Annotated in this window: 11 protein-coding genes; all 11 read left to right on the top strand. The window is 74.2% G+C overall.

The annotated features are described in order from the left end of the window. The first annotated feature begins 76 nt into the window (after positions 1-76). The 11 genes from ACZ5T9_RS01250 to glmM all read left to right on the top strand — a co-directional run bounded on the left by ACZ5T9_RS01250 (position 77) and on the right by glmM (position 12,049). Complete coding sequence (locus tag ACZ5T9_RS01250; protein WP_006904624.1) at positions 77-1,051, top strand: 2-hydroxyacid dehydrogenase; 975 nt, start codon at positions 77-79, stop codon at positions 1,049-1,051. A 316-nt stretch (positions 1,052-1,367) separates the two neighbouring features. Continuing rightward, complete coding sequence (locus ACZ5T9_RS01245; protein ID WP_116901237.1) at positions 1,368-1,649, top strand: hypothetical protein; 282 nt, start codon at positions 1,368-1,370, stop codon at positions 1,647-1,649. Positions 1,650-1,849: 200 nt separating this feature from the next. After that, on the top strand, positions 1,850-2,677 hold the full coding sequence (locus ACZ5T9_RS01240) for an endonuclease/exonuclease/phosphatase family protein (RefSeq protein WP_464833512.1): 828 nt from the start codon (positions 1,850-1,852) through the stop codon (positions 2,675-2,677). A 449-nt stretch (positions 2,678-3,126) separates the two neighbouring features. Beyond that, complete coding sequence (rapZ, locus tag ACZ5T9_RS01235) at positions 3,127-4,011, top strand: RNase adapter RapZ (RefSeq protein ID WP_040827522.1); 885 nt, start codon at positions 3,127-3,129, stop codon at positions 4,009-4,011. Positions 4,012-4,014: 3 nt separating this feature from the next. Next, positions 4,015-5,403: a gluconeogenesis factor YvcK family protein gene (locus ACZ5T9_RS01230; RefSeq protein WP_464833511.1), complete on the top strand. Its 1,389-nt coding sequence runs from the start codon at positions 4,015-4,017 to the stop codon at positions 5,401-5,403. Between the two features lie 164 nt (positions 5,404-5,567). Beyond that, positions 5,568-6,494 carry a DNA-binding protein WhiA gene (whiA, locus tag ACZ5T9_RS01225; protein WP_006904619.1) on the top strand — a complete coding sequence of 309 codons (927 nt, stop codon included), beginning with the start codon at positions 5,568-5,570 and terminating at the stop codon, positions 6,492-6,494. An 82-nt stretch (positions 6,495-6,576) separates the two neighbouring features. Further along, on the top strand, positions 6,577-7,572 hold the full coding sequence (locus ACZ5T9_RS01220; protein WP_464833510.1) for a polyprenyl synthetase family protein: 996 nt from the start codon (positions 6,577-6,579) through the stop codon (positions 7,570-7,572). A 140-nt stretch (positions 7,573-7,712) separates the two neighbouring features. Further along, positions 7,713-8,465, top strand: coding sequence for a redox-sensing transcriptional repressor Rex (locus tag ACZ5T9_RS01215; RefSeq protein ID WP_006904617.1), 753 nt, complete (start codon positions 7,713-7,715; stop codon positions 8,463-8,465). Positions 8,466-8,717: 252 nt separating this feature from the next. Then, on the top strand, positions 8,718-9,542 hold the full coding sequence (gene cdaA / locus ACZ5T9_RS01210) for a diadenylate cyclase CdaA (RefSeq protein WP_006904616.1): 825 nt from the start codon (positions 8,718-8,720) through the stop codon (positions 9,540-9,542). Then, positions 9,542-10,594, top strand: a complete 1,053-nt coding sequence (locus ACZ5T9_RS01205; RefSeq protein WP_464833509.1) for a CdaR family protein — start codon at positions 9,542-9,544, stop codon at positions 10,592-10,594. Before cdaA ends, ACZ5T9_RS01205 begins: the two co-directional genes overlap by 1 nt. Positions 10,595-10,687: 93 nt before the next feature. Then, positions 10,688-12,049: a phosphoglucosamine mutase gene (glmM, locus tag ACZ5T9_RS01200; protein WP_464833508.1), complete on the top strand. Its 1,362-nt coding sequence runs from the start codon at positions 10,688-10,690 to the stop codon at positions 12,047-12,049. The last annotated feature ends 392 nt before the right edge of the window (positions 12,050-12,441 follow it).

The raw sequence follows: 12,441 nt of genomic DNA, 5'->3' as shown, positions 1-12,441 counted from the left end.
CAGCCCCCTTCCCGAGCGGCTCCGGTTCTGCCGCAACCGGCCTGCCCGGCCGGCCCGGCGCCGAGGAGGTGTGGGAGTGAGGGAGCGACCCCGCGTCTTCGTCACCCGGCAGGTGCCTGAGGGCGCCCTGGCGCCCCTCGAAGGCTGGGCCGAGGTGGAGGTGTGGCCCGAGTTCCTTCCGCCGCCGCGGGCCGAGCTGGCCCGCCGCCTGGCCGTGGCCGACGGGGTCATCACCATGATCACCGACCGCATCGACGACGGGCTGCTGGCCGGAGCGCCCCGGCTGCGGGTGGTCAGCAACTGCGCCGTGGGCTACGACAACGTGGACGTCCAGGCAGCGCAGCGGCGGGGCATCCTGGTGACCCACACGCCGGGGGTCCTGACGGAGGCCACCGCCGACCTGGCCATGGCCCTGATCCTGGCCTGCGCCCGGCGCCTGCCCCAGGCGGAGGCGGACCTGCGGGCCGGCCGCTGGACCACCTGGCACCCCCTGCAGTGGCTCGGCCTCGAGCTGGACGGGGCCACCCTGGGCATCGTCGGCCTGGGGCGCATCGGCCGGGCCGTGGCCCGCCGCGCCCGGGCCTTCGGCATGCAGGTCCTGTATTCCAGCCGCCGGCGCCATCCGGACGCGGAGGAGGAGCTGGGCGTCGCCTATGCCGACCTGGACTCCCTCCTGGCCCGCTCCGACATCGTCACCCTCCACGTGCCCCTCACCCCGGAAACCCGCCACCTGCTGGACGGGCGGCGGCTGGCCCGGATGAAACCCGGGGCCATCCTGATCAACACCGCCCGGGGCGGCGTGGTGGACGAACAGGCCCTGGTCGAGGCGCTGCGCCAGGGGCACCTGGCCATGGCGGGCCTGGACGTGTACGGCCAGGAGCCGGTCCCACCCCATCACCCGCTGCTGCAGCTGCCCAACGTGATCGCCCTGCCCCACATCGGCAGCGCCACCCGGCGCACCCGCTGGCGCATGGCCCGGCTGGCGGCGGAGAACTGCGCCGCCGTGCTGCGGGGGCTGCGGCCGCCCCACCCGGTGCCGGAGATGGCGTAGGCGTGCAGCGCCTGGCCCGGCCTGGGCTGCCATGTCCCACGCCTTTCCTGCCGGGGCGGGCGGCGAAAGCCGCATGCCAGGCCCGGGCAGCGGTGACCGGCCCGGGCCGCCCGGAGGCCGTGGCCGGCCGGGGATCCTGATGGCGGCGGCATCGGGAGGGCGGCCAGGGGGTCCAGTCCAGGGGGTCCCGTATGGTCCAGTATAGTGGGGGCGGGCGGTGCGGGCGCGATACCCGCGCAGGCGCCGCCGCCAGGGCCACACCTGCAGCCGGGGCCCCGGAGACCTCGGGCCCCGGAGGGTGGGAAGGAGGCCGGAGATGGGCGGAGTCCTCGACATCCTGATCCTGATCGGCAAGGTGCTGATCAGCGTCGCGACCATTGCCCTGGGCATCTCCTGGGGGGTGCGGGGGGAGATGCGCACGGCGCTGGCGGTCTGCGCCGTGTTGCTGGCCGTAGGGATCTTCTGGACCAACTTTGCGGGTCTTCTCATCCCGACGATCCTGCTGGCCTACATGGCCGGCGTCCTGATGGAGCGCGGCTGGCACCGGGCCGCGCGCCAGCGGCGGCAGGACCAGGAGGACGGCTCCGCCGCAGGCTAGCAGGCCGGAGCCCGCAGGAGACGGGCGGCCCGGCCCGCGCGCGGTCAGCAAGGCCTCTGGGGCCGGACCGGGGTGGCCGGGCGGTTTGGCCCTGCAACCGGCCGCAACCGGCTGCCGCGCGGCCCGGCGGGGAACGGCGCGCCGCGCGGGTGACCGGCGCGCGTGCAACGGAGGGAGCGGCCCTGGCGCACCGGGCAGGCATGCTCTGGCGCATTGCCACCTTCAACATCCGCCACGGGCGGGGACTGGACGGCCGGGTCGACCTGGAGGGCATCCGGCGCGTGCTGGAGCGGGCCAGCCCGCACTGGGCCGGCCTGCAGGAGGTGGACGGCGGCCGCCGCCGCAGCGGCCGAGTGCACCAGGCCCGGTGGCTGGGCATGGCCCTGGGCCGCGCCTGGTTCTTCCACCCCACCCTGCACCGGGGCGGCGCCTACGGCCTGTGCTGGCTCGGACCGCCGGTCCCCCCGGCGGGGAGCGGGGTGGTGGCCGTGGAGGCCCAGCCCCTGCCTTCCCGCTGGGAACCCCGGGCCTGCCTGTGGCTGCGGGTGTCCGGCTTCGGTCCCCAGGACGAACCGGCCTGGCTGGGGGTGACCCATCTGGGGCTCGGCGCGGCGGAGCGCCGGGCGCAAGCCCGCGCCCTGGCCGAGCAGGCGGCCCGGCTGCGGCAGGAGGGGCCGGTTGTCCTGGTGGGGGACTTCAACGCGCCGGCGGAGGCACCGGAACTGGCGCCCCTGCGGGCCGTTCTGGCCAGTGCCGCGGCGGCCCGGGCGCAGGCGCCGGCGACCTACCCGGCCACCGGTGGTGCGGGAGGCGAGCCCTGCTGGGTCGTGGCGGCGGGCGGCGGGAGCTCAAGGGGTGCCGGAGGCTCCGGGGGCGGGCCGCGCCGGGGGGACCGTGAGGGGGCGCCACAGTCCGGGCCGGCCATCGACCTGATCTGGGTGGCCGGCCTGCGCGTGGTGGAGCTGCAGGTCCTGGACCACGGGGCCTCCGACCACCGGCTGGTCCAGGCGGTCCTGGGATGCCTGTGAGGGCCGGCGGCGGGCCGGTACAGGAGGATCGTTCCTTTTCCCGGCGGAAGATTTGAAGGATAAAGGGGTCTGGGATTCGGTGGGGGTCCGGGATCCGGTGCCGCCCCCCGAGGGTGCGGCATACAGGCCCGGGCCCGGGGCCGGGCAGGGAGGTGGGGGCGATGGAAAAGGCGCCGGAAAGGAACCCGGCGGGACCGGCCGGACAGCCGGACCCGGCTGCAGGGGACGGCGCTCCGCGCGCCGGGGAAGCCAGCGACGGGGTCGCCGGCGGAGGGCCAGGGGGGCCTGCGCCGGGGGTGGCACCGGCTGTCGCGCCCGGGGCGCCGCAGGCCGCCGTGCCGGCAGTGCCGCAGGCCGCTTCGCCGGCGGTACCGCAGCCTGGCGTACCCGTGGCCGCGCAGGCCGCCGCGCCGGCGGGCCAGGGCCAGGAGGCGGGTGCCGGGCGGGACCTGCAGCTGGTGGTGGTCACCGGGCTGTCCGGCGCGGGCAAGACCCAGGCCATCCACGCCCTGGAGGATCTCGGCTTCTTCTGCGTCGACAACCTGCCCCCGGCCCTGCTGGCGCCCTTCGCCGCCCTCTGCCGCCAGCCCGACAGCCCCGTGCGGCGGGTGGCGGTGGTGATGGACGTACGCGGCGGGGACTGGTTCGACCAGGCGGTGGAGGCGCTGCAGGAGCTGGACCAGGCCGGCGTGTTCTACCGAATCGTGTTCCTGGAGGCCTCCGACGAGGCGCTGGTCAAGCGGTTCAAGGAGACGCGGCGGCGCCATCCCCTGGCCCCCCAGGGCCGGCTGCTGGAGGGGATCCGGGCGGAGCGGCAGCGGCTGGGCGCCCTGCGCGGCCGCGCCCACGTGATCCTCGATACCAGCGAACTCTCGCCGCGGCAGCTGCGGGAGCGCATCGCCCAGCTGTGGGGCGGGCCGGAGACGCCGCGCCTGATCGCCCACGTGGTGAGCTTCGGCTTTCGCTACGGGCTGCCGGCCGACGCGGACCTGGTCTTCGACGTGCGCTTCCTGCCCAACCCCCATTACGTGCCCGACCTGCAGCCCCTGACGGGCCTGGACGACCGGGTGCGGGATTACGTGCTGCGCTGGCCCAGTGCGCGCCGGCTGCTGGAGCAACTGCAGGACCTGCTGGATTTCCTGCTGCCCCAGTACATCAACGAGGGCAAGACCCAGCTGACCGTGGCCGTGGGCTGCACCGGCGGCCAGCACCGCTCGGTGGTGATCGCCGAGGCGCTGGCGGCCCACCTGCGCAACCAGGGGCACCGGGTGCTGGTCGAACACCGCGACGTGGAGCGCTCCCTGGCGGAGCGGGCCCAGGGGAAGCGAGGGTGACGGATGAAGCTGGCATACTGGCTCTTGCCGGGCCTGCGGATCAAGCGATGGCTGGTGGTGTTCGCCGCGGGCCTCTACCTGGTGGCCCTGGGCGGCGCCATGGCCGCCGGGGCCGACCTGTGGGCGGCCGCCGAGGGGTGGCTGCGCCGCCAGGTGCTGGCGGCCACGGGCCGGTTCGTCCCCGAACCCTGGCCGGGGGTCGCGGTGATGGCGTTGGGGGCCTTGCTGGCCGTGGGGGCCACCTACCGCGTGCTGCGGGTGGTGGCGGAACTGCTCACTCCGGCCGGCGGAGCCAACGGCGCCGCCATGGACCGGCTGGTGCTGCGCCGGCGCCTGGACCGGGGGCCGCGGGTGGTGGCCATCGGCGGCGGGACGGGGCTGTCGGTGCTCCTGCGCGGCCTCAAGGAGTACACCGGCAACGTGACGGCCATCGTCACCGTGGCCGACGACGGCGGCAGCTCGGGCCGCCTGCGCGGCGAGCTGGGGATCCTGCCGCCCGGCGACATCCGCAACTGCCTGGTGGCCCTGGCCGACGCCGAACCGCTGATGGCCCAGCTCTTCCAGCACCGCTTCACCCAGGGCACCCTGGCAGGCCACAGCCTGGGCAACCTTTTCATCGGCGCCCTGGCGGAACTGCTGGGCGACTTCGAGCAGGCGGTGTACGAGTCCAGCAAGGTGCTGGCGGTGCGGGGGCAGGTGCTGCCGTCGACGCTGACGCCCGTGACGCTGGTGGCCCGCATGGCCGACGGCCGGATCGTCCGGGGGGAGTCGGCCATCGCCGCCGATGCAGCGCCCATCGACAAGGTGTGGCTGGAGCCCTCGGGGGTCGAGCCGCCGCCGGCGGCCGTGGAAGCCATCGAGTCGGCCGACCTGGTGGTGCTCGGCCCGGGGAGCCTGTACACCAGCATCCTGCCCAACCTGCTGATTCCCGGCATCCGAGACGCCCTGCGCCGCTCCCGGGCGGTCAAGGTGCTGGTGGTGAACGCCATGACCCAGCCCGGGGAGACCACGGGCTACACCGCCGCCGACCACGCCCGGGCGCTGATCGACGCCGTGGGCCCAGGGCTTTTCCACCACGTGCTGGTCAACGTCCAGCAGCCGCCGGCTGCGCTCCTCCAGCGCTACCGCCAGCAGGGGCAGGACGTGGTGCGCCTGGACCGGGAGCGGCTGCGCCAGATGGGCCTGCAGGTGCATGCGGCACGCCTGCTGGCGGGGGACGACCTGGTCCGGCACGACCCCCAGCGGCTGGCCCGCGCCCTGCTGCGGGTGCTGCTGGCTGCCCGGCCGCGGGTGAACCCGCGCCGCCGGCTGGACTTCTTCCTTTTGGGCGAGCGCCTGTGGCGCGAGGAGACCGGGGCGGACGAACCGGCCCGCGTGGTGCGGGACGCCTGAAGGCGGCCCGCGGGGCGCGGGGCGGGCCAAGCCGGCCTGCCGCGACCGCCGCTTGCGGTTCCGCCCGCTGGCGGCGCTTCCCGGATGGGGTTCTGGACCCCGGCGGCCCGGGTGCTCGAGCGGGGCCCGCCGGCGTCGCCGCTGCGGTTCCTGGAGGGATGCCGTTGATCCGGGACACTTTCTCGGGCCAGGTCAAGGACGAGCTGGCCCGGCTCTGGCCGGCCGACGGCGCGGCCCTGGCCTGGGAGCTGGCCGGCCTGTGCCTGGGGTGCGGGATGCCGGTGGAGGGGAAGGGCTGGCGCTGGCGTACGGAAAGCGCCGCCACGGCGCGCCTCCTGGTTCGCCTGGTGCGGGCCCGGTACGGGGTCACGCCGCGCCTGGTGGTCGACCGGCGGGGCAAGCTGGGCCGGGGCAACGTCTACGAGCTCTGGCTGGACGAACCGCCCGAGCCCGCCGGGGCCGGCGGCTCGGGCCTGGTGCTGGCCGGCCTCCCCGATCCGGGTGCCGGGGAACAGCCGCGGCGCCGCCAGGACCGGGAGGCGTTCCTGCGGGGCCTCTTCCTGGGGGCAGGCAGCGTCAGCGGGCCCGGGCACGGGTATCACGCCGAGGTGGTGGTCCCGGGGGCGGCCGCCGCGCGGCGGGTGGCTGCCGAACTGCGCCGCTGGGGCTTGCGGCCCGGCCGTGCCCGGCGCCGGGGCCGGGTGGGGCTCTATCTCAAGGAGGCCGACCAGATCGCCGAGTTCCTGGGGCGCCTGGGAGCCCACCAGGCGGTCCTGGCCCTGGAGAACCACCGGGTGGTCAAGGGCATGCGCAATCAGGTCAACCGCCTGGTCAACGCCGAGACGGCCAACCTGCGCAAGGCCGTGGACGCCGGGTTGCGGCAGGTGGCGGCCATCCGCCGGCTGGTCGAGGCGGTGGGATGGGAAGGTCTGCCCCCATCGCTGCGGGAGGTGGCCCGGGTCCGGATCGAGCACCCGTCGGCCAGCCTGCGGGACCTGGGCCAGTTGCTGGATCCGCCCCTGAGCAAGTCCGCCGTGGGGCACCGCATCCGCCGGCTCCAGGCGCTGGCGGCCCGGTACCAGGAAGGGTAAAATGAATCATGTCCCGCGTGTTGACGGAATCTCCTGCCCCGGGGAGCGCCGCAGGCGCCGCGGGTGCGCCGGGGGAAGATGCATGGCAGGCGAAGGGCAAGCATCGGTGACCGTCTCGGCGGGGGCGGTCTTCGAACCGATCCGCAACGACCTGGCCGCGGTCGAGGTGGCGATCCGGCGGGCCCTGGACGGTCCTGATCCCCACATCGTCGAACTGGCCACCTACCTGCAGCGTGGCGGCGGCAAGCGGTTGCGCCCCGCCCTGGTCCTCCTGGCCGCACGCAACTTCCAATACGATCGCGAGCGGCTGCTGCCGGTGGCGGCGGCGGTGGAACTGATCCACATGGCGACCCTGGTCCACGACGACATCGTGGACGGCGCCACCGCCCGCCGGGGGCTGCCCACGGTCAACGTGCGGTGGGGTACCGGGACGGCGGTGCTGACGGGCGACTTTCTGTTCGCCCGGGCCTTCTCCCTGCTGGCCGCCGACGGCGACAACCGCGTGGTGCAGGTCATGGCCGAGGCGGTCTACGAGATGTCCACGGGCGAGATCGAGCAGCAGGCCCAGCTCTTCGACCCCAGCACCGGGGAGGAGGGCTACTACCGCCGGATCTACAAGAAGACCGCCCACTTCATCAGCCACTGCTGCCTGATGGGCGGCCTGATGGGCGGCGCCACCGAGCAGCAGGCGGAGGCCCTGCGGCGCTACGGGTACGGCATCGGCATGGGCTTCCAGGTCATCGACGACATCCTGGACTTGACGGGCACTCCCGAGCAGCTGGGCAAGCCCCGGGGAACGGACCTGCGCAGCGGCGTCCTCACCCTGCCCGTCCTGTTCGCGCTGGCCCGGGATCCCCAGCCCTGGCTGCTGGAGCGCCTGGAAGCCCGGCAGGTGGACGATGCCACGGTGGAGCGGGTGACCGGCTGGGTGGAGGCGGTGGGCGGGCTGGAATATGCCCGCCGCCGGGCGGAGCAGTTTGTCGGTGATGCGCTGGAAGCCCTGGATGAGCTGGCCGGTGCGCCGATGGAGCCCAATCTGAGGGCCCTGGCCCGGTTCATCCTGGATCGGAAGCACTAGGCGTCGCGGGACGAACCGGTGCCGCCGGCGGCCGGAGGCCGGGCAGGGGGCGGCGCCGCCCGGGGCCGGGTGCCCGGGTGGGCCGGAGGGGCCGGTTGGCGGCAACCGTCGCCGCGATCGGGAACCCAGGGGAGGCGGGCATGGCGGTCAGGCCAGGGGATGGGGAGCCCAGGCTGTCCGGCCGGGCGCCAGCGGCGGGCAAAAAGGCGGGGGCCGAACCGGAGCCGGCGGTCGTCCCGGACCAGGAGACCGGCGGCGCCCCCGCCCGCGTGCCCGACGTGGCCATCCGCCGGCTTCCCGTCTACCTGCGGGCCCTCGAGGAATTACGGGCCGAGGACCACGAGATCGTCTCCTCCGCCGACCTGGCTGCCCGTACCGGTTATTCTTCCGAGCAGATCCGCAAGGACCTGGCGTACTTCGGTGCCTTCGGCACCCGGGGCGTGGGCTACCGCATCGATGTGCTGGTGGACCGGCTGCGGCATATCCTGGGCTTGGACAGGGAAGTGCCCATCGCCCTGGTGGGGGCCGGGCACCTGGGTACGGCGCTGGCGCGGTACAACCGCACCCGCCACCGGGACGTCCGGATCGTCGCCATCTTCGACAGCGACCCGGCCCGCATCGGCGAGCGCATCGAAGGCCTGGAGATCCAGCCGGCCGACGCCATGGAGGCGGTGATCCGCCGCCTGGGGATCCGGCTGGCGGTGATCGCCGTTCCGGCGGGGGCGGCCCAGGCCGTGGCCCGGCGGCTGGTGGCCGCCGGCGTCGAGGCGATCCTCAACTTCGCCCCGGTGACCCTCCAGGTGCCACCGGGGGTGGTGGTGCAGAACATCGACCTGACGCTGGAGCTGCAGAGCCTGGCGTACTACATCCGGCCCGAGCCGGCCACGGGGTAGCCGCCGGCCCGGCGCCGGGTCGAACCAGGGGGCGGTCCGGATCCGCCTGCCGGCCGCCGGCCCGCAAGCCGCGCCCTGGGGCGGAGGGTCCGGTGCCGGGGTCCGGGGGGCCGGCTTCCCGTGCCCGTGCTCGCCTGGGGACGGGGCCGGGGACACGGGGCCGGCCACGGTGGATCCGGCCGGGGTGAGAGCCTGCTGCCGCGCGGGAGCCGTTGCCGGCCGGGCGCGGCAGTCCCGGGAGGGAGGCCTGAGGTGCCGCTGCCCGCGTTCCTCTTCACCATGACCTGGGTCGACTGGCTGATCTCCCTGGTGGACATCGCCCTGGTCGCCTACCTGTTCTACCGGTTCTTCCTCTTGATCCGCGGGACGCGGGCCGTTCCCATCCTGAGCGGCATCCTGGTGCTGGTGGTCTTCACCAGCATCAGCGGCTGGCTGCGCCTGGACACCATCCACTGGCTGCTGCGGCAAGCCCAGCTGGCGCTGATCGTCGCCCTGCCCATCGTCTTCCAGCCCGAACTGCGCCGTGCGCTGGAGCAGCTGGGACGGGGGCGCTTCTTCGCGAGGCCGCTCTTCGCCCTGCCCCAGCAGGACGTGGCCCGCATGATCGACGAGGTGGTGCGGGCGGTCGAACAGCTGTCCCGCAACAAGGTCGGCGCCATCGTGGTGATCGAGCGGGAGACGGGCCTCAACGAGATCATCGAGACGGGGATCATCATCGACGGCATCGTCTCCGCGCCCTTCCTGGTCAACGTGTTCATCCCCAACACGCCCCTGCACGACGGGGCGGTGATCATCCGCGGCAACCGGGTGATGGCCGCCGGCGCCTTCCTTCCCCTGACCGAGGAGGCCGGGCCGGGACCCGAGCTGGGCAGCCGCCACCGGGCGGCCCTGGGCATCAGCGAGCATTCCGATGCCGTGGCCATCGTGGTCTCGGAGGAGACGGGCCGCGTCTCCCTGGCCCAGGGCGGCAAGCTGATCCGCAACCTGGACGAGGCCACCTTGAAAGAGCTGTTGACGTCCCTGCTGGCGCCGGAGGAGACGCCGTCCCTTTTGCCCTGGATGCGGGGGTCGTCCTGATGGAGCGGCTGTTCGAGAGCGAGACGCGTTTGAAGGTCCTGTCCGTGATCCTGGCCATCATCCTCTGGTTCGGCGTGATGAGCAGCCAGAACCCCGACCAGGCGCGGACGGTGTATGACGTGGAGGTCGTCCCCGAGGGCCTCGACCCGGGGCTGGCGGTGCTCTCCCTGGAACCCCACGCGGTGGACGTCACCTTGAGCGGCCCGCCGGAGTTCCTCGAGGATCTCGGCGCCCGCGATGCCCGGGTGACCGTGGACCTCAGCGGTGCGGGGCCGGGCGAGACCACCCGGCCGGTGACGGTGATCCCCGCCCGGGGGCGGTTGCGGGTGGTGCGGGTCAGTCCCCAGTACGTGACGGTGCGCCTCGAGCAGCGCATGGAGAAGACGGTGCCCGTGGAGCTGCAGCTGAACGGCGAGCCGGCACCGGATTACATCATCGAGAACCCGGCGGTCTCGGTGGAGCAGGTCACCGTCAGCGGTGCCCGCAGCCTGGTCGAACGGGTGGCCAGGGTGGTGGCCTCTGTTCCCGTCAGCGGGATCCAGAGCACCATCGCCCACTCGGTGACCCTGGTCCCGGTGGACGCGTCGGGGCGTCCGGTGGAGGCGGTGTATCCCCAGGCCCTGGTGCTGGAGCCCCAGACGGTGCAGGTGACGGTGCCGGTGGTCTTCATGCCGCAGAAGGTGGTGCCGGTCCAGGCGCGGCTGGAGGGAACGCCGGCCGAAGGCCATGAGATCGGCAACATCACCATCGAGCCTGCCGAGGTCACCGTGCGGGCGCGCGAGGAACGGTTGCTGCAGCAACTGGAGTTCCTCCAGACCGAACCGGTCAACATCGGCGGGCTGAACCGGACGGTGACCCGGGAGGTGGGCCTGGCGCTGCCGGAGGGAGTCGTGCTGTCCGGCAGCCCGCGGACCGTGCGGGTCACCGTCGAGATTCGCCCGGCTGAACCGGCGGCCCGCGCAGGCGGCGCCGGGAACGCTCCCGGGGCCGGGACCGGAGCCGGAGGGAACGGCGGGACTGCGGGCGATGGAGAAGGCGCCGGGGGACGGTGACGGCCCGGAGCGGAGGGCCGGCGGCGGGGGCGCCGAGGCGGACGCCCCCGAGAGTTCCTGAATGTCTTGGAGTAGTCGAACAGGAGGACCGGTATGGCGCGCTTGTTTGGAACCGACGGCGTCCGCGGCGTGGCGAACACCGAGCTCTCTGCGGAGCTGGCCCTGGCCCTGGGCCGGGCCCTGGCCCGGGTGCTGGAGGAGCGTGGCGGCGGACAGCCCCGGATCGTGGTGGGCCGGGATACCCGCGCATCGGGAGAGCTGCTGGAGGCGGCATTGAGCGCCGGCCTGATGTCGGCCGGCGCTCTGGTGGTGCCCCTGGGGGTGATGACCACGCCCGGGGTGTCGTATCTCACCGGGGCCCTGGGAGCTACGGGCGGGGCCGTGATCTCCGCCAGCCACAACCCGCCGGAGTACAACGGTATCAAGTTCTTCGACCCGCAGGGGCGCAAGCTGCCCGACGAGCTGGAGGAAGCCGTCGAGGGACTGGTGGCCGAAGCCGGCGGCGGGGCCGGGTTCGTCCCGCCGGTGGGCGGAGCCGTGGGGCGCCGGCAGGCGGCGGCGGACGCCGGCGACCGGTACCTGGCCCACCTCCGGCAGGTGGCCGGGACCGGCCTGGAGGGTCTCCGGGTGGTTCTGGACTGCGCCCACGGCGCCGCCACTCCCTGGGCGCCGGCGGCCTGGCAGGCGGTGGGGGCCCGGGTGACGGTGATCCACGACGCGCCCGACGGCACCAACATCAACGTGGGCTGCGGCTCCACGGCTCCTCAGGCGCTGGCGCAGGTGGTGCGCCAGCAGGGGGCCGATCTGGGCCTGGCCTTCGACGGCGACGCCGACCGGGTCATCGCCGTGGACGAGCGCGGCCACATCGTGGACGGCGACGCCATCCTGGCCATCCTGGCCCTGGACATGGCCGCCCGGGGCGAGCTGGCGGGCAACACGGTAGTGGCGACGGTGATGAGCAACCTGGGGCTCGAGCGGGCCCTGAAGGCCGCGGGCCTGCAGCTGGTGCGTACCCGGGTGGGCGACCGGCACGTGTTCGAGGCCATGGAGCAGGGCGGGTTCGTCCTGGGCGGCGAGCAGTCGGGGCACATCATCCTGCGACACCACGCCGTCACGGGGGACGGCATCCTCACCGGCCTGGCCCTGGCGGCGGTCATGGTGCGGGCGGGCAAGCCCCTTTCCCAGCTGGCGGCGGTGGTGCAGCCCGTGCCCCAGGTGCTGCTCAACGTGCCCGTTGCCCGGCGGGACGGCTGGGAGGAGGAGCCGTCCATCCAGGCGGCCATCGCCGCGGCCCGGCAGCGGCTGGGCGAGGACGGTCGCATTCTGGTGCGGGCCTCGGGCACCGAACCGCTGATCCGGGTCATGGTGGAGGGAGACGATGCTGCCCTGGTCCGAGAGCTGGCGGAGTCGGTGGCGGGCGCCATCCGGCGCGCCCTCGGGTCGCCGGCCGATTGACAGGGGACGGGCCGGGGCGCATAGAATGGGGTGCCTGCAACAGGGTGGTGCCCTGGCGGGTTGCCCGGCCCAGCACCGGGTCGCCGGCCAGGCACCCCCGCGCAAGGGAGTCGCAGGGCACCGGGGGCGCGCGGCGGCATGGTGAGCGCCGGTGTCCGGGGAGGAGGTGAGGGCCGAGGGCCGGTGGCGGGCAGGAGCTGGTAGCCGGTAAGGCGGAAGCCGATCCGAACGCCGCCCATGGGGAAAGGGAGCCGCGAGGTGCGGCCGTCACGGACCGTCCGGTAGCGGGTTCGTCGCGGTGCACCATGAGGGTTTGCCAGGACAGACCGAAAGCAGGAACGGAGCCTGCTAGCGCCAGGACTCGCCGGCGGCAGGCCGGCGAGTTGACGAGG

This window comes from Thermaerobacter nagasakiensis, from assembly GCF_055396825.1.
The sequence above is the reverse complement of the archived record's forward strand: the minus strand, read 5'-3'. Positions and strand labels throughout refer to the sequence as shown.